At 68.0% G+C, this 21,824-nt stretch carries 20 protein-coding genes and 1 tRNA gene; 9 read left to right on the top strand and 12 right to left on the bottom strand.

Going from position 1 to position 21,824, the window contains the following annotated elements; genetic code table 11:
- Window positions 1–1,236, top strand: a complete 1,236-nt coding sequence (locus NS334_RS12230; protein WP_058756241.1) for a TetR/AcrR family transcriptional regulator — start codon at window positions 1–3, stop codon at window positions 1,234–1,236.
- A gap of 37 nt (window positions 1,237–1,273) precedes the next feature.
- On the opposite strand, the gene NS334_RS12225 is transcribed toward NS334_RS12230, so the two are convergent.
- Window positions 1,274–2,137, bottom strand: a complete 864-nt coding sequence (locus tag NS334_RS12225) for a helix-turn-helix domain-containing protein (protein WP_058756240.1) — start codon at window positions 2,135–2,137, stop codon at window positions 1,274–1,276.
- 342 nt (window positions 2,138–2,479) lie between these two features.
- Between NS334_RS12225 and NS334_RS12220 the strand changes: the two genes are divergently transcribed.
- Genes NS334_RS12220 through NS334_RS12210 form a run of 3 tightly spaced genes read left to right on the top strand, consistent with a single transcriptional unit; the run spans window position 2,480 to window position 5,096 of the window.
- The gene (locus NS334_RS12220; RefSeq protein ID WP_193753086.1) at window positions 2,480–2,971 is read left to right on the top strand and encodes an EF-hand domain-containing protein; all 492 of its coding nucleotides are present in this window, start codon (window positions 2,480–2,482) and stop codon (window positions 2,969–2,971) included.
- A 41-nt stretch (window positions 2,972–3,012) separates the two neighbouring features.
- A complete protein-coding gene (locus NS334_RS12215) occupies window positions 3,013–3,732 on the top strand; it encodes a response regulator (protein WP_058756238.1) in 720 nt (239 codons plus the stop codon).
- A gap of 38 nt (window positions 3,733–3,770) precedes the next feature.
- Complete coding sequence (locus NS334_RS12210; protein WP_083500445.1) at window positions 3,771–5,096, top strand: sensor histidine kinase; 1,326 nt, start codon at window positions 3,771–3,773, stop codon at window positions 5,094–5,096.
- Between the two features lie 278 nt (window positions 5,097–5,374).
- Here the strand turns inward: NS334_RS12210 and NS334_RS12205 are convergent, their stop codons facing one another.
- The 10 genes from NS334_RS12205 to recJ all read right to left on the bottom strand — a co-directional run bounded on the left by NS334_RS12205 (window position 5,375) and on the right by recJ (window position 13,360).
- Window positions 5,375–6,187 carry an inositol monophosphatase family protein gene (locus tag NS334_RS12205; RefSeq protein WP_058756236.1) on the bottom strand — a complete coding sequence of 271 codons (813 nt, stop codon included), beginning with the start codon at window positions 6,185–6,187 and terminating at the stop codon, window positions 5,375–5,377.
- Window positions 6,188–6,322: 135 nt separating this feature from the next.
- Window positions 6,323–6,886: an elongation factor P gene (gene efp, locus NS334_RS12200; protein ID WP_058756235.1), complete on the bottom strand. Its 564-nt coding sequence runs from the start codon at window positions 6,884–6,886 to the stop codon at window positions 6,323–6,325.
- Window positions 6,887–6,951: 65 nt separating this feature from the next.
- Window positions 6,952–7,536: a M23 family metallopeptidase gene (locus tag NS334_RS12195; protein ID WP_058756234.1), complete on the bottom strand. Its 585-nt coding sequence runs from the start codon at window positions 7,534–7,536 to the stop codon at window positions 6,952–6,954.
- Window positions 7,537–7,538: 2 nt separating this feature from the next.
- Window positions 7,539–8,525, bottom strand: coding sequence for a L,D-transpeptidase family protein (locus NS334_RS12190; RefSeq protein WP_058756233.1), 987 nt, complete (start codon window positions 8,523–8,525; stop codon window positions 7,539–7,541).
- A 336-nt stretch (window positions 8,526–8,861) separates the two neighbouring features.
- Window positions 8,862–9,542 (bottom strand): thiamine phosphate synthase, encoded by a 681-nt coding sequence (gene thiE / locus NS334_RS12185; RefSeq protein ID WP_058756232.1) that lies wholly within the window; start codon window positions 9,540–9,542, stop codon window positions 8,862–8,864.
- A 266-nt stretch (window positions 9,543–9,808) separates the two neighbouring features.
- Window positions 9,809–10,717: a class I fructose-bisphosphate aldolase gene (locus NS334_RS12180; protein WP_058756231.1), complete on the bottom strand. Its 909-nt coding sequence runs from the start codon at window positions 10,715–10,717 to the stop codon at window positions 9,809–9,811.
- Between the two features lie 23 nt (window positions 10,718–10,740).
- Complete coding sequence (locus tag NS334_RS12175; protein WP_058756230.1) at window positions 10,741–11,091, bottom strand: type II toxin-antitoxin system PemK/MazF family toxin; 351 nt, start codon at window positions 11,089–11,091, stop codon at window positions 10,741–10,743.
- Entirely contained in the window at window positions 11,082–11,318 is a 237-nt protein-coding gene (locus NS334_RS12170; RefSeq protein ID WP_058756229.1) for a ribbon-helix-helix protein, CopG family, read from the bottom strand. Before NS334_RS12170 ends, NS334_RS12175 begins: the two co-directional genes overlap by 10 nt.
- A 165-nt stretch (window positions 11,319–11,483) precedes the next feature.
- A tRNA-Glu gene (locus NS334_RS12165) sits at window positions 11,484–11,558 on the bottom strand.
- A 56-nt stretch (window positions 11,559–11,614) separates the two neighbouring features.
- Complete coding sequence (gene recJ, locus NS334_RS12160; RefSeq protein ID WP_058756249.1) at window positions 11,615–13,360, bottom strand: single-stranded-DNA-specific exonuclease RecJ; 1,746 nt, start codon at window positions 13,358–13,360, stop codon at window positions 11,615–11,617.
- A 95-nt stretch (window positions 13,361–13,455) separates the two neighbouring features.
- Between recJ and NS334_RS12155 the strand changes: the two genes are divergently transcribed.
- The 5 genes from NS334_RS12155 (at window position 13,456) to NS334_RS12135 (ending at window position 18,705) form a co-directional block, all read left to right on the top strand.
- A complete protein-coding gene (locus tag NS334_RS12155; protein ID WP_083500441.1) occupies window positions 13,456–13,845 on the top strand; it encodes a MerC domain-containing protein in 390 nt (129 codons plus the stop codon).
- A gap of 37 nt (window positions 13,846–13,882) precedes the next feature.
- Window positions 13,883–14,386, top strand: coding sequence for a Fur family transcriptional regulator (locus NS334_RS12150; RefSeq protein WP_058756247.1), 504 nt, complete (start codon window positions 13,883–13,885; stop codon window positions 14,384–14,386).
- Between the two features lie 23 nt (window positions 14,387–14,409).
- A complete protein-coding gene (gene dxs, locus NS334_RS12145) occupies window positions 14,410–16,329 on the top strand; it encodes a 1-deoxy-D-xylulose-5-phosphate synthase (protein ID WP_058756228.1) in 1,920 nt (639 codons plus the stop codon).
- Complete coding sequence (locus NS334_RS12140) at window positions 16,326–16,757, top strand: hypothetical protein (RefSeq protein ID WP_058756227.1); 432 nt, start codon at window positions 16,326–16,328, stop codon at window positions 16,755–16,757. Before dxs ends, NS334_RS12140 begins: the two co-directional genes overlap by 4 nt.
- Window positions 16,758–16,872: 115 nt before the next feature.
- A complete protein-coding gene (locus NS334_RS12135; protein ID WP_058756226.1) occupies window positions 16,873–18,705 on the top strand; it encodes a glycoside hydrolase family 9 protein in 1,833 nt (610 codons plus the stop codon).
- Between the two features lie 39 nt (window positions 18,706–18,744).
- Here the strand turns inward: NS334_RS12135 and NS334_RS12130 are convergent.
- On the bottom strand, window positions 18,745–21,824 hold a 3,080-nt coding region (locus NS334_RS12130), incomplete at its 5' end, for a TonB-dependent receptor (RefSeq protein ID WP_058756225.1).

Below are 21,824 nucleotides of genomic sequence, written 5' to 3'. Positions count from 1 at the left end.
ATGGGGGACATCACCACCGACGACGCCGGCAGCACCCGCCGGTTCCGCGAGAAGCGCCAGGCGATCCTGGCGGCGGCCGCCGATGCCATCAACGAACAGAGCGCGAAGGGCATGACCTTCGCCGATGTCGCGCGCCGCGTGGGGCTGAACACGACCAGCGTCACCTACTACTTCCGCCGCAAGGAGGAACTGGCCGCCGCCGCGTTCGAGCACACGCTCGATTACCTCATGGCGATGCTGGCCGACGCGGCGCAGCAGGCGACTCCGGTCGCGCGCGTCGGGCGGCTGGTGGCGCTCAACATGGCGCGGCTGACGCGAATCGATCGCGGGGAGGAACGCGCCTTCGCGGTCCTGTCCGACCTGCGCGCGATGGATGAACCGGTCCGCGCAACGCTGATGAATCGCTGGCGCGAGGTGTTTCGGCGGACCCGCGCCTTGTGGGGGGACGATCTGTCGCGCCACGCCACCGATCTGGCGGGCGCGCGCGCGCATGTGCTGCTGGAGAACATCTTTTGGCTGCCGGTCTGGCTGCCACGCTACGATATCGACCAGAATGAACGCGTCGCGGCGCGATTGATGGATCTGTTCCAGCATGGGCTGGCCCTCCCCGGCGCGCGATGGTCGCCGCAGACCGTGCCGCTCAGCCACGAGGACTCGGTGCCAGGCCGCGAGGCGTTCCTCCTCGCGGCCACGCGGCTGATCAACGAACTGGGCTATCGCGGCGCCTCGGTGCAGCGGATCGCGTCGGAACTGAACGTCACCAAGGGCAGCTTCTACCACCATCTGGATGCCAAGGACGATCTGGTCGTCGCCTGCTACCGCCGCAGCTTCGACACGATCGCGGCCGCGCAACGGCGCGCCGACGACCGCGGCGGCACGCACTGGCAACGACTTTGCGATACCGTGGCGACGTTGGTCACGGTGCAGTTTTCCGACCGCGAATCGCTGCTGCGTACGACCGCGCTGAGCGGATTGCCGGCAGGGGAGCGCGATCAGATGATCGACCGCTCAACCCGGATCGCGCGCCGCTTCGCGGGCACGATGATGGACGGGATCGCGGAGGGGACGATGCGCCCCGTCGACAGTCTGGTAGCGGCGCAGGCGATGATGGGCATGCTGAACGCCGCTTTCGACATGCGCAAATGGGCATGGAGCATGGAGCGGGACCGGGCGGTACGGCTCTATTCGTCCACTTTGCTGTTCGGGATGTTCGACGACCGCGTCCTGGATCTTTAGGCGTGCTTCCGGCCGGCAGACCGGCTGGAGAAATCGATCAGACCGGCGTTCCGAGCGCCTGGACTCGTGCGACGATCGCTTCCTGGTTGTGCGGTCCGCGCCGACGCTGGAAGTCGCGCACCGAGCAACCGAGAAACAGATGGCTGTCGCGCAGGAAGTGCGAGCGGTCCCAGTAACCTGCCGCCTCGAGTGCGGCCGGCCCCTCCTCTGGATCGGTCAATACCGCCGTGACCGCGCGCAGAAAGCGGGTACGACGCAGCAACAGCTTGGGCGTGAAGCCGAAATTGAAGCGTGTCATCGACGCCAGCGCGCGCGGGCTCATGTCCAGTGCCTCCGCGACCGCCTCGATCCGCGTCGTTGCCGGATCGCGCAGCATCACGCATAGCGTTTCGATGCGGGGATCGGCGGGCGGTCTCCGTTGCAATCGGGCCTCCAGCCAGCTTTCGATCGCTTCGTGATAGGGCCGATCACCCTCGACGGCGGCGCGCAGCATGTCCGCGCCCGGATCGATATCACCCAGCGGGACCACCCGGTTCGCGAGCCGCGACACGTCACCGCCGAACAATTGCGCCCAGCCGAACGGACGCAATCCCACGCCGACCAGCGTGCCGCCCTTGCACGTCAGATATCCCGCATAACTCGTCGGCCCGGTCATGGCGACGACCGGGACGGGATCGAAGGTGCGGCTGCCGATCTTGAGCGACCATGGGGGGCTGGCCCCCAGCGTCACCCGGATCGTCGCCACGCTGGGAAAGAAGGCGTCGCGCAGGTCGTCGCCGGCGCGCACGGGTGCGGAAAACCGGTGGTAGCCGGTGACGTACCGCGCAAGCCGTTCACCCGGCAGGACATAATTGACGTCCACCCCGGTCGGCCATTTATCCGTGGTATTCAACGTCTCCAACGTCGCCCCCCAGCAACCCGCAACGGCTCATAATCCTTTATTGCCCTATCGCAAGCGCCTGTCTTCCGGTCGGAACGTCTGATCCGCCTGCACGCAACGATCGTTGCCCACGCGCGTGATCTGATGCCTCGACCCTCGAGCGGCGGAGAGTCGTCGGTCACGGCTTACAGACAACAGGCGGCAGCAGACAAGATGATGATGATCCCTGCCCGGCACTCGTCGACGTCACCGATACATCTCGCGACAAATTCGACCCTTTTCTGGCACCGATCAGCGACGAGCGACAGCGACAAGGCGATGATCGGTGCGCGGTGGGCGCGATCGATCCTGCAGGAGGACGCGATGAAAATGTGGATGACCGCCGCCGCGCTGGGCGGTGCCGTGTTGGGCGGCTTCGTCGGCATCGGAGCGCAGGCCCAGCCGATCGACAAGGCCGCCCCCGCCCCGGCCGACACGCCGGCCGGTCCGTTCCGGGCGGCGGATGGCGATCGCGACGGAACGGTCACGCGCGACGAAGCCGCCGCGGAGGCCGACAGGCGCTTCGCCGCGATGGACACGGATCACGACGGCAAGCTGAGCGCCGAGGAACGCCGCGCCTATCGCATGCGCAACCACCCCGTCCGCAACGCGCGCGCGCGTGAGATGACGCAGGCGCAGTTTCGCGAGCGGGCGCTGCGCATGTTCGACCGCGCCGACACCAATCACGACGGGCGCATCGACGCGCGCGAGCGCGAGGCGATGGCGCTGATCATGCGCGCGCGCCGTGCGGGGCATGACCGGCGCGGCGCGATGCCGTCAATGAACCAGATGCCCGCGCCCGCCGACGCGCAGTGACCCCTTCAATCCACGCCGCGAGTGTGTCAGGTGACATGAGCATGGGTGACATCCCCCATCTCCTGCTGGTCGATGACGAACGCTCGATCCGTGAGCCGCTGGCCAATTATCTGACGCGGCAAGGTTTCCGCGTCACCCAGGCGGGTGACGCGGAGGCGGCGCGCACCCGGATGGCGGCCTATGCGATCGACCTGGTGGTGCTCGACATCATGATGCCGGGCGAGGACGGGTTGTCGCTCTGCCGCCACATCCGCGCGACGGGCGAAACGCCGGTGATCCTGCTGACCGCGCGCAGCGAGGAAACCGACCGGATCGTCGGGCTGGAGATGGGCGCGGACGATTATGTCGTGAAGCCCTTCTCCCCGCGCGAACTGGCGGCGCGGATCAAGACCGTGTTGCGCCGCACCGCCGGTGGCGGGGTACGGCATCACGCGCCGGAAAGCGGCTCCTACGCCTTCGCCGGCTGGGTGCTGAAGACCGGCGAGCGCGCGCTGGTCGATCGCGAGGGCGTGTCGGTGCCGCTGTCGACCGGCGAGTACAATCTGCTGCTCGCGCTGGTGCAGCGTCCCCGGCAGGTGCTGACCCGCGACCAGCTGCTCGACCTGACGCAGGGGCGCGAGGCGGCGGCGTTCGACCGCGCGATCGACAATCAGGTCAGCCGTTTACGCCGCAAGATCGAGCCCGATCCCAAGGCGCCGGAGATCATCAAGACCGTGTGGGGCGGCGGCTATGCATTGTCGACCGACGTCACGCGGCTGTGAGGCGGCTGATCCCCTGGCCGCGCAGCCTGGCGGGGCAGATGGCGCTGCTGGTCGCGCTGGCGCTGTTCCTGGCGCAGGCGGTCAACCTCGCGCTGCTGCTGCGCGAACGCAGCGCCTATCGGCTGGCGCAGGTGACGCGACCGGCAGCGTATCGAATCGCGGATGCGCTGGATCAGGAAAGCGGCGGACGGCCGGTGGTGGCGGATCGCGGGCGGGTGCGGCTGGTGCCGCGCAACCCGATCACCCCGGCCATGACCCCGCAACCGGCGATGACCCGCGAGATCGTCAGCCAGCTGAACGACATGGGCGTTCGGGTCGCCGCGATCGACGTGGCGCTGGCAACGCCCGATCAATATCAGGCCCCGCTCAGCCGCTTCGAGCGCCGCATGGTCGCCCGGGCGGCGCGCACGGATCATGACGATCGTCCGCGCGACACGATCATCGTCGCGATCCGGCGCATCGACGGACGGTGGATGGCGCTGGCCGGCGGATTGCCGCACGACGACCTGCGGTTGTTCTGGCGGCTGCTGGCGCAGACGCTGATCCTGTACGGAGTGGTGCTGCTGCCCGTGCTGTGGATCGCGCGGCGGATCTCGCGTCCGTTGCGGGAACTGGCCGCCGCGGCGCGAAGCTATTCACCGGCCACGTCCCCCGAACCGCTGGAAGAGACCGGCCCGCCCGATGTGCGCGCGGTGATCGCCGCGTTCAACGCGCTGCGGCTGCGCGTCACGGCGATGCTGGACGAGAAGGACCGGATGCTGGGGGCGATCGGGCACGATTTGCGCACCCCGCTCGCCGCGCTGCGCGTCCGGATCGAGTCGGTGGAAGACGATCAGGACCGTGCGCGGATGGCGGACACGATCGCGGAGATGAACCGCACGCTGGACGACATCCTGTCGCTCGCGCGGCTGGGCCGGCCCAGCGAGCCGGAAACGGAGGTCGATCTGGCCGCGCTGGTCGATGCGGTGGTCGAGGATTTCCGCGACCTGGGCGATCCGGTGACGTTCGAGGAAGCGGAGCGGCTGCGGATGCGGCTGCGCCCGTCGCTGATCCGGCGCGCGGTGCGCAACCTGATCGAGAATGCGGTCAAATATGCCGGAGCGGCGGAAGTGTCGCTGTCGACCGACGCGCAGGTGGCGGCGATCGTCGTCGCCGATCGCGGGCCCGGCATCCCGTCCGAGCGGCTGGATCAGGTGTTCGATCCGTTCTTCCGGCTGGAAAGCTCGCGCAATCGCCACACCGGTGGGATCGGGCTGGGGCTGGCGCTGGCGCGGGCGATCGTCGAGGAAGCCGGGGGACGGATCGTGCTGACCGCGCGCGACGGTGGCGGGCTGCTGGCGACGATCACGCTGCCGAGGGACTGAGCGCTCCGACGACAGGATTGCGCGGGTGCTGGTCGACGGTTTCCCGGGACGTCTTCGCGACCGTCGCGACGTTCATCCGTCGTGCCGGTGGCGTTCCGACGGCCACTGGTTTCGCAAGCTCGCAAGCCGGGGAGTTCGCGGTGCCATGGCCCCCGGCCTGCGCCGGGGTGACGGGATAGTTCCGGAAGCCACCGCGCCGCACCTCCGCGGAAATGGTCAGGTGTGGCGCAGTGGATGCCGGAACGGGTCCGGTCTGACGGACGGTGTGAGGCGCGTGCTCAGCGCAGCGCCTGCGCGACCATCTTGTGCAGCTTGTTGTGCAGGCCGTCGTTCGCCGCGAGGAACTCGTTGCGTTCGATGGGGCGATCGCCGCCACGGAAGTCGGTGACGTAACCGCCCGCTTCCTTGACCAGCAGCATCCCCGCCGCGACGTCCCACAGCTTCAGGTCGCTTTCCCAATAGCCGTCGAAACGCCCCGCCGCGACCCATGCGAGGTCGAGCGCCGCCGCGCCCAGCCGGCGGATGCCCGCGACCTGCGGCGCGATCGCCCCGAAGATGCGCGTCCATTGCACGAAATCGCCGTGGCCCATGAAGGGGATGCCGGTCGCGATCAGCGCCTCGGACGGCTCGCGGCGCGACGACACGCGCAAGCGCTGGTCCTGCAACCACGCGCCCCGGCCCTTTTCGGCCCAGAAGCTTTCGTCGGTGAGCGGCTGATAGACCAATGCGGTCGTGATCTCGCGCTTGCCGTTCGGCAAAGGCTCCTCGACCGCGATCGAGATGCAGAAATGCGGGACGCCGTGCAGGAAGTTCGAGGTGCCGTCGAGCGGATCGATGATGAAGCGCGGCTTGGTCGGATCGCCCTCGATCGTCCCGCCCTCTTCCATTACGAAGCCCCAGTCGGGCCGCGCCTTCGACAATTCGTCGTACAGCGTCCGCTCGCAGCGCTGATCGGCCTGGCTGACGAAATCGGCCGGCCCCTTGCGGCTGACCTGGAGGTGCTGAACCTCGTTGAAGTCGCGACGCAGGCGCGGCGCCGCCTTGCGCGCGGCGCGCTCGATGACCGTGAAGAGGCCGGAATGGGATGGCATTTTTCTTACTCCCCCCTCGTCCCGCCGGAACGAGGGTTCGTGAAAGTCAACCGCCGCGGGCAAAGCCCGCGTCGTCGGTCGCGCGACGCGCGCCGGCCGGGCGGCGGCTTGTGCGAACAGCTGACGCTATTCGTCTCAATCCGCACGCCGAACGTAGGTCTGCTCGTACACGTCGACCACGATCCGCGTGCCCGACGAGATATGCGGCGGCACCATCACGCGCACGCCATTGTCGAGGATCGCCGGCTTGTAGCTGGAGGAGGCGGTCTGCCCCTTCACCACCGCGTCGGCCTCGACGATCGTCGCCTCGATCGTGTCGGGCAGCTGCACGCTGATCGGCTCTTCGTCATAGAGTTCCATGACCACGTCCATGCCGTCCTGCAGGAAAGCGGCGGCATCGCCCAACAGGTCGCGCGGCAGCGTCACCTGCTCGTAGGTTTCCTTGTCCATGAAGACCAGACCGTCGCCCTCGGCGAACAGGAACTGGAAGTCCTTGGTGTCGAGCCGGACGCGCTCGACCGTCTCGGCCGAACGGAAGCGGACGTTGTTCTTGCGGCCGTCACGCAGGTTCTTCAGCTCGACCTGCATATACGCCCCGCCCTTGCCGGGTTGCGTGTGCTGGATCTTGACCGCGCGCCAGATACCGCCTTCGTACTCGATGATGTTGCCGGGACGGATGTCCACGCCGCTGATCTTCATGGGGCTTCGCCTGTTGTAAAAGAGCCGGGCGCCGGTGGTCGTCCACGGGCGCCGATCGCGGCGACTTAGCGGCTGGCGCGCGCTTCGGCAAGGAGCGGATAGGGGTTGACCGCCTGCCCCGCCGCCCAGCCATCGCCCGCCGCCATCCGCTTGACCGAGAAGTGCAGATGCGGCGCGTCGGGACTGGCATTGCCGGTCGCGCCGACCGTCGCGATCCGCTCCCCACGCCGCACGGCCTCGCCTTCGTGCAGGCCGGGGCGATAGCGGTCGAGGTGCGCGTAATAATAGATGGTGCCGCCATCGGGCGTGCGCAGATAGATCGTGTGCCCGCCGTCGACGCTTTCGAACAATTTCTCGATCCGGCCGTCCGTCACCGCGATGACCGGCGTGCCGCGCGCCGCCGTGATATCGATCGCATCATGGCGGCGCTCGCCGCCCGCCCGCGACTGCCCCCAGGTATCGACGAGCGCGGCACGCGCGACGCCCTCGACCGGCACGGGGAGCGCCGTATCCGCCGCGATGGTGGCGGACGGCGGCGCTACCGGAGTGATCGCGGGCGTCGGCGGTGACGATCCGATCGACACCAGCGACGCAAATCCCGCCCCGACCAGCAGGATCAGTGCCAGGATCGACCAGCCGAGCTTCGTCACGATCAGGCCCGGAATATCACCGGCGTGCCACCCTTCACCATCAGCGCCACGCGCGCCGCGTCCCAGTTGGTCAGCCGCACGCAGCCGTTCGACTGCGCCCGTCCGATCTGCTGCGGCTCACTGGTGCCGTGGATGCCGTAATGTTCCTTGCTGAGATCGATCCACACGACCCCGACCGGATTGTTCGGGCCGGGCGGAATGATCTGCGCCTGCTTGCTGTCGGGCACGCCCTTCAGGATCTTCGGGTTCATCTTCCAGTCGGGATTGGGCGAGACGTGCAGGACCTTCCAACTGCCCAGCGGCAGCGGGTCGCGCGCCGAACCGATCGTGGCGGTATAGGAGGCGACCAGTCGGTCGTTCGCGTCATAGACGCGCAGAATGCCCTCGGACTTGTCGACGACGATCTTCTCCGCCTGCGGCACCGCCCCCTCGACATTGAGCGAGGCGAGCGTGGCGCGCCACACGGGCGTCGCATCGGCGGGGTAGGCGCGCGACGACGGAAAGGTGTTGGGCACGGTGATCTTCGTTCCCGGCGCGATCGTGGTGACGCCCGGGTTCAGCTCCGCCAGCACCTGCGGCGTGGTGTGGAACCGTTCGGCGAGCTTTTCGAGCGGGCGGCTGTACGCCATTGACGGGAGCTTGGCCTGATCGGCATAATCCTTCGGCATGGTCGGCACGTACGGCCCGCGCATCGCCGCCACATCCAGCGTGACCGGCAGGGTCGCGCGCAGCCCCTCGTACGGCCGGAGCGCCGCCAGCGTCGACGCATCGGGCTGTCCGGTGACGCGAAGGCCACGGCTTTCCTGAAAGCCCTTGATGGCGTTGGTCAGCGATTGTCCGCCGCGCCCGTCGATGATGCCGGGACCGAAGCCGAGCCGGTCGAGTATCACCTGCATCTTCATCACCGCCGGATCGATCGGCGGTCGCGCCGTTTGCGCCAGTGCGGGGGCGGTAACGGCGATCAGGGCGGCGGCGGCGATACGCTTCACGGGCACCTCTCGTATTTCGGTGCCGTAACAACGCACTTTGTCGCTTGCGGGTCCACGCCCATCGGGTCGTTGTCCACGCCCCTTCGTCATTGCGAGCATAGCGAAGCGATCAGGGCGTCATGGTCCGACCCTGGATTGCTTCGCCACGCTCGCAATGACGGCAAGTGCGACTTGCCCGGGCGCAGCGGCGACGCCGCCACCTCTTCATCCTTGCTGCAACGCTAGCGTCACACCGGCGAAGGCCGGGGTCCACCTCTCCACGAACTCATCGGCGTGGGCATGAGCGGCACGCTGGGCCCCGGCCTGTGCCGGGATGACGGGAGAAGCGGGTACCTCTCAGCCCCGCAACACCGCATCGAACGCCTTGATCGCCGCCGCTTCATCCCCGCCCCATACCGCGTGGCTGGCGGCGATGAAGTCCGCCCCCGCCGCGATCAACGGCGCGGCATTGTCCGGCGTGATGCCGCCGATCGCGACCGAGGGCAGTTCGAACAGGGCGTGCCACCACGACAGGATGACCGGCTCCGGCCGGTGCTTCACCTGTTTCGTCGTGGTCGGATAGAAGCTGCCGAACGCGACATAATCGGCGCCCGCCTCACCCGCTTCCATCGCCAGATGGCGGCTGTCGTGGCAGGTGACGCCGATCTGCGCCGCCGGTCCGAGCGCGGCACGCGCCTCGCGCGGGTCGCCATCCTCCTGCCCCAGATGCACGCCGTCCGCGCCCAGCCGCTTGGCGAGGCTGATCGAATCGTTGACGATGAACGCCACCTCGCGATCGGCGCAGATCCGCTGGAGCGGCTCGGCGAGCCGCGCGGCGCTATGCTGATCGACGTCCTTCACACGGAACTGGAAGGCGGCGACCGGCCCTGCGTCGAGCGCGCTCTTCAGCCGATCGGGAAAGCTGCCGGTCACGTCGAGCGGCGACACGAGATAGAGCTGGCACGGCGGGCGACGGTCGTCGCGCTTGAACGAGGTGCCGAAATCGGGATCGAGCGGGCCGAGCGGGTCGTCAGTCATCGGCTCCGCGTAGCGGGTTCGATGCGGGAGCGGAAGTTCGTTCGCGCTTTACGGCGGTCCGCGAGCGATCGAAGGATCTTTGCTCGCGCAGAGGCGCGGAGGCGCAGAGAGGTTGCGTCAACGGCGATGGCCGGGCTGCACCAGCAGCCGATAATGTTCTTTTGTCTCGCTTGCGCAAGACCCCGGCCGTTCGGGCGCGCTCTCTGCGCTTCCGCGTCTCCGCGCGAACCAAGGGCGGGCAGCCGAAACCACCCGCCCTCACACCCTCATTCCGCGCCCTTGTAAATGGACACCAGCTTGTCGAGCATCGCCAGCGCCTCGCCACGCTCACGCTGGAACGTGTTGCGGCCGATGATCGAACCGTTGCCGCCTCCGTCGCGAATGTCGCGCGCGTCCTGATAGACCGCGTCCGCTCCCTTGGCCGCACCACCCGAAAACACCACGATCCGCCGCCCCGCGAAGCTGGACTGAACGACGTGGCGGACGCGATCGGCCTGGTTCGACCAGTCGGTACCCTCGTAGCTCTTCTGCGCATCCTTCTGCTCGATATGCGCACTCGGCAGCTTCACCTTGATGATATGCGCGCCCAGCAGCGCCGCCATGTGCGCGGCATAGGCGCCGACGTCGAGCGCCAGTTCGCCGTCCTTGCTGAGCTTGCCGCCGCGCGGATAGCTCCAGATCACCGTCGCCAGCCCCGCCGCCGCGGCTTCCTCGCGCAGCGCACGAATCTGCTCCATCGCGGCGAAGATGTCGTCCGCGCCCGGATAGATGGTGAAGCCGATCGCCGCGCAGCCGAGCCGCAGCGCATCCTCGACGCTGCCGGTCTGCGCCTGCGCGATCTGCGTCGCCCAGCTGTTCGAGCTGTTGACCTTCAGGATCGTCGGGATCTGCCCCGCGAACGTGTCCGCCCCGGCCTCCAGCATCCCCAGCGGCGCGGCATAGGCCGACAGGCCGGCGTCGATCGCGAGCTGGTAGTGGTAGTGCGGGTCATAGGCGGGTGGGTTGACCGCGAAGCTGCGCGCCGGGCCGTGCTCGAAACCCTGATCGACGGGCAGGATGATGAGCTTGCCGGTGCCGCCCAGCTTCCCCTGCATCAGGATGCGCGCCAGATTGGCCTTCACGGCCGGGCTGGTGGCTTCGTACTTGTCCAGAATCGACTTGACGATCGGCGTCATGTTTTCTTCCTATCCTGTTGAACTTACAAAGCGAGCCAGCGCCGCAAGGCCTGATCGACCTGCTCCATGCGCGTGGCCGACGCATGGCCGACCAGCTTGACGATGCGATGACGGCGGATGGTGGTGATGCGATCGACCTGCACCTCGCACTCGACCGTCAGCCCGGTGTGTTCCTGCGGCGAGATCGCGACGCGAAACAGCACCTCGCCACCGACCACCGGGGTCAGCGGACAGACGGTGACCGTGGCATGGCTGTCGTTGAAAAGATCCGCCTGCACGACGACGCACGGGCGCGGTCCACCGCTCGCCTCATCGGGCGCGGCGACCAGTACGATCGCACCGTGGCGAATCTCGACCGGTTCGGTCAGCGCCATGCGGCATCCTCCCGCTCGGCGCGTTCCCAGAAGGCGTAATCCTCATGCGTATCGCGGCGGGATGCGCGTTGCGACTGGCGGCGCGCCTCGCGGCGAAACGCCTCGTCATGCAGTTCGACGTAGCGCCGCACCGCCTCGCGCGCGATGTCGCTCTTGCTGCGCCCCTGCGTGCGCGCGACATTGGCGAGCCGTTCTTCCAGTTCCGTGTCGAGCCTGACGCCGAGCACTTGCCCCTCCGTTTAACGCGTTCAACGTAGGAGGTGCGACAAGGAAAGGCAAGCGCCGACGAACGACCGCAGTGTCGCGGGGCGCAGGGTGGGTGGCAGCGGATTGGTATAGAGAAATGCGCGACGGGCGCCGCCGCTGCTGCGTGATAAGCACCACGAACAAGGTGGTGACCCCTACGGGAATCGAACCCGTGCTTCAGCCGTGAAAGGGCCGCGTCCTAACCGCTAGACGAAGGGGCCGCTGCGGTGCGGAGCCGCCTAGGCGTATTGTCGCGGCGGGTCAAGCGTCTCCGCGATCAATTCGCCCAGGCGGCGTCATCAAGGTGCAATTCGGCCACATCACGTCCGCTCCAGTCGTCACGTCGCGCACGGCCGGCCAGCCATAGCCGGCGCGACGGACCGGCCGCCAGCAACGCCTGACCCAGAGCGGTATCGGCGGCACGAAAGGCCATCGCCTTCAGGCTGCGGCCATCATCGCCCGCCACGATCGCGCGGACGTGGCCGTTGCCGACGACATCGACCTTCACCGCGCGAACCGGGCCGACCGCGACGCGCGGGGCGGGCCAGCCGGTGCCATAGGGACCGCCGGCCTCCAGCGCCGCGACCAGCGCGGGTGTGACCCCGCCCGGTGACACCACCGAATCGAAGAGCAACGCGCGCGCCGCGATCGCCTCCGCAACTGCCCGACCCAGGCGCGCGTCGAGCCAGTCGGCGAACGCCGCGACCTGATCCGCCGCGATCGTCAGCCCGGCGGCCATCGCGTGCCCCCCGCCCGCGATCAGCAGGCCCTGCTCGCGCGCCGCCAGCACCGCCGCGCCAAGGTCGACGCCCGTTATCGAACGCCCCGACCCCTTGCCGATGCCGTTCTCGTCCAGCGCGATGACAATCGATGGGCGCCCGAGCTTTTCCTTCAGCCGCCCCGCGACGATCCCGATCACGCCGGGATGCCAGCCCTCACCCGCCACGACGCACACCGCGCGATCCTGGCAGAGCAGCGCCTCCGCGCCCTCCTGGACCATCGCCTCGATCGCGCGCCGCTCCTCGTTCAGCCGGTCGAGTTCGGTGGCGATCGCGCGCGCCTCGCCGGGATCGGTGGTGGTGAGCAGTCGCACGCCCAGATCGGCGCGTCCGACCCGCCCGCCGGCGTTGATGCGCGGCCCCAGCGCAAAGCCGAGGTCGGTCGCGGTCGGCGCGCGGGTCAATCGCGCCGCCTCGCCGAGCGCCGCCAACCCGGGGTTGCGCCGCGCCGCCATCACCTTCAGTCCCTGAGCGACGAAGGCACGGTTGAGCCCGCGCAACTGCGCGACATCGGCGACGGTGCCGAGCGCGACCAGATCGAGCAGGTCAAGCAGACGCGGCTCGTCGCGCTCCGCAAAGAAACCACGTCCGCGCAATTCGCGCACCAGTGCGGCGCCCAGCAGGAAACATACGCCGACCGCCGCCAGATGGCCGTGCGCCGCCCCCTCCCCTTCATCACGTCGGTTGGGGTTCACCACCGCCACCGCGCGCGGCAATTGGGTGGCGCATTGATGATGGTCGACCACGATCACGTCGCACCGCACGTCGGCCAGCGCCTCGAACGCCTGCGCGCCGCAATCGACGGTCACGATCAGCGTCGCCCCCTCCGCCGCCAGCCGCTCCATCGCCCCGGCGCTCGGCCCATATCCCTCTGTAAGACGGTCGGGGATATAGACCCGCGCCTCCCGCCCCAGGGCGCGCAGCAGCAGGACCAGCACCGCCGAGGAGGTGGCGCCATCCACATCGTAATCGCCGAAGATCGCGATCGATTCCCCCGCGACTACCGCGTCGGCGAGCCGCGCGGCGGCGGTGTCCATATCGCGAAAGATCGACGGATCGGGCATGAAGCCGCGGATCGAGGGCAGCTTGTGCGCGTCGAGCGCGTCGCGCGGACAGCCGCGGGCCAACAGCAATTGGGTGAGCAGATCGTCGGGTGCAAACCCGTCGCGCTGATCCGCGGCCAGCGCGCGCCAGCGCCAGGGCTGGCCGAGGATCGAGCGCTCGACATCGAGAACATGGCGCATCGTCACGCCCCTAACGACCCGGTCGCCATTCGTCACGCGCCGAGAAAATATCAATGAGACGTTGTAACATCGACGCGATGAGCATATTAACAGGCATGATGTCCCCTGAAGCATCCAACGACCGCAAGATCGGCCGACTCGATCGCTGGGCGATGTGGCTGTCGGCGGCGTGCGTCGTCCACTGCCTCGCGACGACGGTGATGATCGCGGCGTTGTCCACCGCCGGCGGGTTGCTGGGCAGTCCGTTGATCCACGAAGGCGGGCTGCTGCTGGCGGTCGTGCTGGGCACGGTGGCGTTCGCCCGCGGGATCGCCCGGCATGGCCGGACGCTGCCGATCGTGCTGGGTGTCACCGGCCTGTCGCTGATGGCGTCGGCGCTGGTGGTCGCGCATGAAGGCGGACATGTCGTCGAATCGATGCTGACGATTGTCGGGGTGGCGGTTCTGGCGGCAGGCCATGCGCTGAACCGGCATCGACACGGCTGAGCTTGCCGCGACTGCCCGTGCCGCCTAAATCCAGATGATGGCCGCACATTCCCACCACGAACCGCACGGCGACGATCTGCGCGCCGCAGCGCAGGCGGCGCTGGAACGCGCCGGCGAGCAATGGACCGCGATGCGCGCCAACGTCTATGGCGCGCTGTCCTCGTTCGCGAAGCCCGCCTCCGCCTACGACATCGCCGAAGCGGTGTCGCGGTCGGAAGGTCGACGGATCGCGGCCAACAGCATCTACCGGATCCTCGACCTGTTCGTCGCCGCCAACCTGGCGCTGCGGGTCGAGAGCGCGAACGCCTATGTCGCCAACGCCCACCCCGGTTGTCGGCACGACTGCATCTTCCTGGTGTGCGACGGATGCGGGACGACGACCCATCTTGACGACGATTCGCTGACCGGCGGTTTGCGCGCGGCAGCGGATGCCGCGGGCTTTGCCGCGGAGCGTCCGGTGGTCGAGGTGCGCGGGCGCTGCGCCGCCTGCGTCGCGCAAGTGGCTGACCGAGCGGGATCAAGCGGACAATCGACACACTGATTGCGCTCGGCTATTCGGGTGGGATGGCCGAAACCCCGAACACTCCGCTGCTCGACACCGTCGATACGCCCACCGACCTGCGTCGCCTGAAGCCCGAACAGTTGCGACAGCTCGCTGACGAATTGCGGCAGGAGACGATTTCAGCGGTCGGCACCACCGGCGGGCACCTCGGTTCCGGGCTTGGCGTGGTCGAGCTGACGGTGGCGATCCATTATGTCTTCGACACGCCCAACGACCGGCTGATCTGGGACGTCGGGCATCAATGCTATCCCCACAAGATCCTGACCGGACGGCGCGACCGGATCCGCACGCTGCGCCAGGGCGGCGGGCTGTCGGGCTTCACCAAGCGCAGCGAGAGCGAGTACGATCCGTTCGGCGCGGCGCACAGTTCGACCTCGATCTCCGCCGCGCTGGGTTTCGCGACCGCCAGCAAGCTGGCCGGCACGCCGGGCAAGGGGATCGCGGTGATCGGCGACGGCGCGATGTCGGCCGGCATGGCCTATGAGGCCATGAACAACGCCGAGACCGCGGGCAACCGGCTGGTCGTGATCCTGAACGACAACGACATGTCGATCGCGCCGCCGGTCGGTGGACTGTCCGCCTATCTGTCGCGGATGGTGTCGAGCCGCGAGTTCCTGGGCGTGCGGGAGGTGATGAAGCGCGTCGCCAAGCGGCTGCCGCGCCGGTTCCAGTCCGCCGCGCGCAAGACCGACGAATATGCGCGCGGCATGACGATGGGCGGCACGCTGTTCGAGGAGCTGGGCTTCTATTATGTCGGGCCGATCGACGGGCACAACCTCGACCATCTGATCCCGGTGCTGGAGAATGTCCGCGACGCCGCCGAAGGCCCGATCCTGGTCCATGTCGTGACCAAGAAAGGCAAGGGCTATGCCCCGGCCGAAAACGCGGCCGACAAATATCACGGCGTGCAGAAGTTCGACGTCATTACCGGCGCGCAGGCCAAGGCACCGCCGGGACCGCCCGCCTATCAGAACGTGTTCGGCGAGGCGCTGACCAAAGCGGCGGCGAGCGACGATCGCATCTGCGCGATCACGGCGGCGATGCCGTCGGGCACCGGGCTGGACAAGTTTGCCAGCGCGCACCCCGATCGCTTCTTCGACGTCGGGATCGCCGAGCAGCACGCGGTGACCTTCGCCGCCGGGCTGGCCGCGCAGGGGATGCGCCCGTTCTGCGCGATCTATTCGACGTTCCTGCAACGCGCCTACGATCAGGTGGTGCATGACGTGGCGATCCAGAACCTGCCGGTGCGCTTCGCGATCGACCGCGCCGGGCTGGTCGGCGCCGACGGCGCGACGCATGCGGGCAGCTTCGACGTCACCTATCTGGCGACATTGCCCAATTTCGTCGTGATGGCGGCCGCCGACGAGGCGGAGCTGGTCCATATGGTGCAGACCTGCATCGAGCATGACAGCGGCCCGATCGCGGTTCGCTATCCGCGCGGCAACGGCACGGGAGTGGCGCTGCCCGAAGAGCCGGTCGCACTGGAGATCGGCAAGGGCCGTGTGGTGCGCGAGGGCAAGAAGGTCGCGATCCTGTCGCTGGGCACCCGGCTGACCGAGGCGCTGAAGGCCGCCGACACGCTGGAGGCCAAGGGGCTGAGCACGACCGTCGCCGACCTGCGCTTCGCCAAGCCGCTGGACGAGGCGCTGATCCGGCGGCTGCTGACGTCGCACGAAGTGGCGGTGACGATCGAGGAGAATGCGATCGGCGGCCTCGGCGCGCACGTCCTGACGATGGCTTCGGACGAGGGGCTGACCGACAGCGGGCTGCGGATCCGCACGATGCGGCTGCCCGACCTGTTCCAGGACCAGGACAAACCCGAGGTGCAATATGCCGAGGCGCGGCTGGATGCCGAGGCGATCGTCGACACGGTGCTGAAGGCGCTGCGTTATAACGAAGCGGGCGTCGTCGCGCGCGCGTGACCGGCTGGCAGAAGGTCGCCGCGCTGACGGCGCTGTACGTCGTCGGCATGTTGTGGGTGAACTGGACGATGGTGCGCCGCGTGCGTGGCGCGGTGGCCGAACGCGCCGCGTGGACGATCGGCGACTTCGACGCGGCGTTCACCGATGCCGATCCGCGCATCGCGCCGGCCGTCCGCGACGCACTGGCGCCCTGGTATGGAGAGGGCGTCGTGCCGCGCCCGGAAGACACGCTGCGGCGCTTCCTGAAAATGGACCGCGGCGAGATCGACGATCTGGTCGCGGCGGCGGCGGCGCGGCTCGGCCAGCCGATCGCCGGGCCGACCGTCCCCGATCTGCCCGACGTGGCGGCGGTGGTGCGCCATCTCGATGCAATCCTGCGCGGAACATGCGAGGCCGCGCTGCCGCCGATCGCACCGGATCAGTACTGATTGATGCGCAATATCAGCATGTTATAGTGCAGATAATGCGACCGTGATCCGGCGTCGTCAGGGCGGGGCTACGCTGGCAGTGACGGCGTAAGCCCACATCGAAGAGGCGACGGATATGAAAGCGTTGTTCGCGGCGGCGACCGCCCTCTGGCTGGTGACGGCCAGCGCGCAAGCGGAGGAGCCGCCGCCGGTGGCGATCCGGCTGGACCAGATCGGCTTCGCACCAGCGAGCGCCAAGATCGCGGTGCTGGCGGACGGCGGCGAGCGCGCGCGATCCTGGACCTTGATCGACCACGCCGGCACCGTCCGGCTGCGGGGCAAGACGCGTCCGTTCGGTCGTGACGCATCGTCTGGCGAACGGATTCAGGTCATCGACTTTTCGTCCTTTACCGTGCCAGGCGACGGCTATCGCCTGACGGCCGGCGGCGCCACGAGCCACCCGTTCCGGATCGCCCCCCTGCCCTTCGCGGACGTGACGCGGGCGGCAATGAGCTTCTTCTATCAACAGCGCAGCGGCGTGCCGATCCGCGCCGATCTGGTCGAGCGGCCGGATCTGGCGCGTGCGGCCGGGCATCCGGCGGAGCGCGTGACCTGCTTCGCGGGGCGCGACACGCGCGGGGTCGCATGGCCGGGCTGCGACTATCGACTGGACGTGACCGGCGGCTGGTACGATGCCGGCGATCACGGAAAATATGTCGTCAACGGCGGGATCAGCGCGTGGACGTTGCTGGACCTGCATCAGCGGCTGACCGACTGGGGACGGCGCGACCTGTTCGCCGACGGTACGCTGTCGCTGCCCGAACGCGGCAATGGCATCGACGACCTGCTGGACGAAGCACGCGTGGAAATCGAGTTCCTGATGGCGATGCAGGTGCCGGAAGGACGCCGCCTGCGTGTCGCGCGCGACGCGGGCGGACGCGCGCCGGCCACGCGCTTCGAGGAGATCGATGCCGGCGGGCTGGTCCATGCCAAGGTCGCCGACGAACGCTGGACCGGGCTGCCGATGGCGCCCGCCGATGATCCGATGCCGCGCTTCCTCTATCCCCCGACGACCGCCGCCACCCTCAACATGGTCGCGGTCGCGGCGCAGGCGGCGCGGGTGTGGCGGACGATCGATCCCGCGTTCGCGGCGCGCGCGCTGGCGGCGGCGCGGCGTGGCTGGGCGGCGGCGGAGCGCTACCCGGCCCTGCTCGCGAGTTCCGACTTTGCCGGCAGCGGCGGCTATGGCGATGGCGACTTGGCCGACGAGCGCTTCTGGGCAGCGGCCGAACTGCTCGCCACGACGGGCGAGGCATCGTTCGCGGCGGTGGTGGCGCGATCACCGCTGCTCGATTCACCGGCCGGCGATCTCAGTTGGGGGCGTACCGACATCGCGGGCGTCATGACACTGGCGAACGGCACGACAGCGGTGCCGCTCGCCATTCGCGACCGCGCACGCGTGACGCTGACGCATCGCGCGGACGCGTTGCTCGCCGAGCGGCGAACGAGTGGCTACCGTCTTCCCCTAACGGGCGCGGCGTTCGGCTGGGGGTCGAACTCGACGCTGCTCAACCGGGCGATGATCCTGGGCGGTGCCTGGCAGTTCGCGCATCGGCCGGCGCTGCGGGATGCCGTGGTCGACGTGATGGATTATCTGCTGGGCCGCAATGCGCTCGACCGTTCCTATGTCACGGGGTTCGGGGCGCGGACAGTGCGTCAGCCGCATCATCGCTTCTGGGCCCATGCCGCCGATGCGCGCTATCCGGTGCCCCCGGCGGGCGTGGTGTCGGGCGGTCCGAATGCCACCGCGATGACCGATCCGGTCGCCGCGCGCATGAAGGGAACGTGTGTCGGCCAGACCTGCTGGGTGGACGACTGGCGCGCGTTCACGATGAACGAGGTCGCGATCAACTGGAACGCGCCGCTGGTGTGGGTATCGGCCTTCCTGACCGCGACCGAGCCGCGCTGAAGAGCGGGCCGCGACGCGTGAGTCGCGGCCCGAACCGGATCAGAGCGTCAGGCGAACGCTCAACTGGAACTGCCGGTCGCTCTTGAAGTAGGAGCGCGGCGCTTCCAGACCTTCCTTGTTCAACGCGAACGTCGTCTTCGTCGTCGTGTCGAACAGGTTCTGCACCTGTACGCCAATCTTGAACTGCCGGTTGACCGTATAGAACAGCGAGGCGTCCGCTTGGCCGGTGGCCAGCGAATAGACCGGCAGGAACGGGAAGCAGCAGTCGCGGTTGGTCAGCAGATACTTCGACCGCCAGCTATAGGCGACGCGGGCATAGATGCCGGCAAAGTCATAGAAGGCCGAGACGTTGAAATTGTACTTCGACAACTGCGCCAGCGGCAGCGTGCTGTACAGGCCCGAGACATCCACCGGCGGGCGGCTGCCGTCGGCGGGGCCGTTGTTCGGCGTCGAGTTCGGGATCTTGCCCGGATCGACATAGGTGAAGGTCGCCTGCGTCCCCAACCCGCGCAACGCGCCCGGCAGGAAGTCGTAGGTCTGCTGATACGAGATTTCCGCGCCCTTGATATGCGCCTTGCCCGGCGCATTCGCCGGGCCGTTCACCGACACGCCGAACGTCTGGCCGTTGTTGGTGAAATCGCGGACGAACCCATAATTGTCGAGGATGATGTTCGACAATTCCTTGTAGAACACCGCACCCGTCAGCGAGCCGACCTTCGCGAAATACCATTCGGCGGTCAGATCGACCTGCTTGGCATCGACCGGCTTCAGATACGGATTACGTGCCGACGACTGGAAGCCATACGAACCGGTCGTGTTGCCGCCCGACGGGCTGAGGCCGACGAAGTTGCGCAGATCGGTGAACGCCGGGCGCGAGATCGCCTTCGACGCGGCGAGACGGAACAGCAGCGTCGGCGAGACCTGATATTTGATGTTCAGGCTGGGCAGGAACTTGTCGAAGTTCTGCCGCGCGACATCGGTGGTCGATGCGCCGTTCGAGAAGGCGACGATCGCCGCCTGCTGCGCCGGGGTGAGCGTACAGATCGGGCGAATCGTGCCGGACGGATTGTCCGAGGCGCAATAGGCCGCGACGGTCGCGAAATTGCCGATCGTCGAACTGATCTGCGGGAAGGTGACGCCGCCGGTCGATTCGTCGCGGGTGTGCACCCAGCGCAGGCCGATATTGCCCGACAGGCTGGTCTGCCCGCCGCCGATGTTGTCGGCACCGAAATCGACGCGCGCGTAAGCGGCGTAGGTTTCCTCGCGCAGCTTATAGACTTCGTTCGGCCGGAAATAGCCGTCGATCAGGTCGGTGCCGCGATCCTCCAGCGGCGTGTAGCCGCCGCCGGACGCCTTGGTCGCCTGACGCATCACCTCGGTCACGGCGTCGTGGTTGGTCAACAACGCGTCACGCAGCCCCCAGGTCGTCGGCGGCATGACCGCCTGACCACGGAAGAAGTCGGGGAAGTTGATCGCGTTGACCGCTCCCGGATATTTGTCGACCGTCGCCGGGCCGCCCGAGGTCCAGGTATCGGACACGGCGCCCCAATTGTTGTAGTCGTTGGTCTTCACCGTCTGGTCGCGCTTCGCATAGCGGCCGCCGACCCGCACCTTACGCAGGAACGAATCCTCCGAGACGTCATATTGCGCATCGGCCTTGAACGCCCATTCGTCGCCGTCGCTGTTGGTGCGGTTGTTCATCCCGTCGCGGATGAAGATCTTGCTCGGATCGCTGAAATAGGCCGCCGCGCTCTGCCCGTTCGGCGGGATCACCCCGATCTGCGGCACCGCGCCGCGCCCGTCCAGGGCGACGCCGGAGAAGGTCGCCAGTTCGAACACGTCGTCGGAATCGCGCCCCTTCGAGAAGACATATTGTCCGTCGAAGTTCAGGTGCAGCCGGTCGGTGGGATCCCACTTCACGTTCAGCGACTGATCCTGCGTCGACCCGTCGGTGTCGAAGTAGCGGTTCGCGAGCGTGTTGTACTGCCCGCCACCGTTGCGGATCAGCGTGCCCGAGGTGAACAGGCCGTTGGAGTCATACGTCGGCTGGGCGAAGTTCTGCCCCGCCAGCGGCGCACCGGGATTGTACCCCTGCGGGAAGATCTGGTTGGCGTCGGCGTAATAGACGTTCGGCTCGACGGTGCGGTCCAGCCACGTCTGACGCGATTCCGCCCGCAGGAATTGCGCGGTGACCAGCAGGTTGCCGCGTGCATTCTCATATTGCGCGCCGCCGGCATAACCGATGCGGGTGCGGTCGAACTGCTGCAACCGCGATCCGGCGCCCAGCGGGACATAAGCGACATTGCGGCCCGACGGCACGGGATAATGGTCCCAGGCGGTCGCCTGATACGGCGTGCCGGGGTTGATAATACGGCCTTCGCCCGCGTCCTGCACGCCGTTGCCGTTGGCGTCGTCATTGTAGCGCGGGATGAACGCGGAGTAGAAGACCGAGTCCGAGCGGCTATACTGCTGGTTGTAGGTGCCGCTGGCGAGCAGGCCGAAGCGACCGCCATTGCCCAGCTCCCACTGCTTGGAGAACAGCCCGACCACCGCCGGCGCGCTGCGGCGGGCGAAATCGCCGTAGTTCACGCTGCCCGACAGATAGACGAGCGTGTCCTTGGTATCGAACGGCTTGCGCGTGTTGATGTTGACCGTGCCCGAGATGCCGCCCTCGATCAGGTCGGCAGTGAGGTTCTTGTAGACCTCGACCGAGCCGACCAGTTCGGTCGGCACGTCGTTGAACCCGATCTCACGCCCGCCCGACACGCCGAAGCTGTCGCGGCCGTTGAACTCGCCGCGCACGTAGCTCAGCCCGCGGATCGTGACGCCGGAACCTTCGACCGAGAAGTGAGCGGTATCGGTGGCGGCGGCGAAGCGCGTGATCGCGACGCCCGCGACGCGCTGCAACGCCTCGTTGACCGACCGGTCGGGAAGCGCGCCGATATCCTCGGCGGTGATCGCATCGACCACGGTGTCGGCGTTGCGCTTGATCGACTGCGCATTGGCGAGCGACTGCCGCAGGCCGGTGACGATGATGTCGCCTTCCGCCGCCTCGGCCGCCGGGGTCTGGACGTCGGACGCGGTCACGTTCGACTGATCGGCGGCCGAGGCGGCGGAAG

Origin of the sequence: Sphingomonas endophytica, assembly GCF_001476895.1 — a bacterium.
In the GTDB taxonomy this organism is placed as follows: Bacteria; Pseudomonadota; Alphaproteobacteria; order Sphingomonadales; family Sphingomonadaceae; genus Sphingomonas; species Sphingomonas endophytica_A.
The sequence above is the reverse complement of the archived record's forward strand: the minus strand, read 5'-3'. Positions and strand labels throughout refer to the sequence as shown.

Coding starts and splice junctions, on each gene's coding strand:
- efp (WP_058756235.1), bottom strand. CDS start 6,886: ATGAAGATCAGCGGCGTGGACATCCGTCCCGGCAACATCATCGAGTAC.
- NS334_RS12175 (WP_058756230.1), bottom strand. CDS start 11,091: ATGGCGCTGACCGAACCGGTCGAGATTCGCCACGGTGCGATCGTACTG.
- NS334_RS12150 (WP_058756247.1), top strand. CDS start 13,883: ATGGCCGCACATTCCCACCACGAACCGCACGGCGACGATCTGCGCGCC.
- NS334_RS12230 (WP_058756241.1), top strand. CDS start 1: ATGGGGGACATCACCACCGACGACGCCGGCAGCACCCGCCGGTTCCGC.
- NS334_RS12155 (WP_083500441.1), top strand. CDS start 13,456: ATGATGTCCCCTGAAGCATCCAACGACCGCAAGATCGGCCGACTCGAT.
- NS334_RS12135 (WP_058756226.1), top strand. CDS start 16,873: ATGAAAGCGTTGTTCGCGGCGGCGACCGCCCTCTGGCTGGTGACGGCC.
- NS334_RS12180 (WP_058756231.1), bottom strand. CDS start 10,717: ATGACGCCGATCGTCAAGTCGATTCTGGACAAGTACGAAGCCACCAGC.
- recJ (WP_058756249.1), bottom strand. CDS start 13,360: ATGCGCCATGTTCTCGATGTCGAGCGCTCGATCCTCGGCCAGCCCTGG.
- NS334_RS12210 (WP_083500445.1), top strand. CDS start 3,771: ATGGCGCTGCTGGTCGCGCTGGCGCTGTTCCTGGCGCAGGCGGTCAAC.
- dxs (WP_058756228.1), top strand. CDS start 14,410: ATGGCCGAAACCCCGAACACTCCGCTGCTCGACACCGTCGATACGCCC.
- NS334_RS12220 (WP_193753086.1), top strand. CDS start 2,480: ATGAAAATGTGGATGACCGCCGCCGCGCTGGGCGGTGCCGTGTTGGGC.
- NS334_RS12215 (WP_058756238.1), top strand. CDS start 3,013: ATGGGTGACATCCCCCATCTCCTGCTGGTCGATGACGAACGCTCGATC.
- thiE (WP_058756232.1), bottom strand. CDS start 9,542: ATGACTGACGACCCGCTCGGCCCGCTCGATCCCGATTTCGGCACCTCG.
- NS334_RS12205 (WP_058756236.1), bottom strand. CDS start 6,187: ATGCCATCCCATTCCGGCCTCTTCACGGTCATCGAGCGCGCCGCGCGC.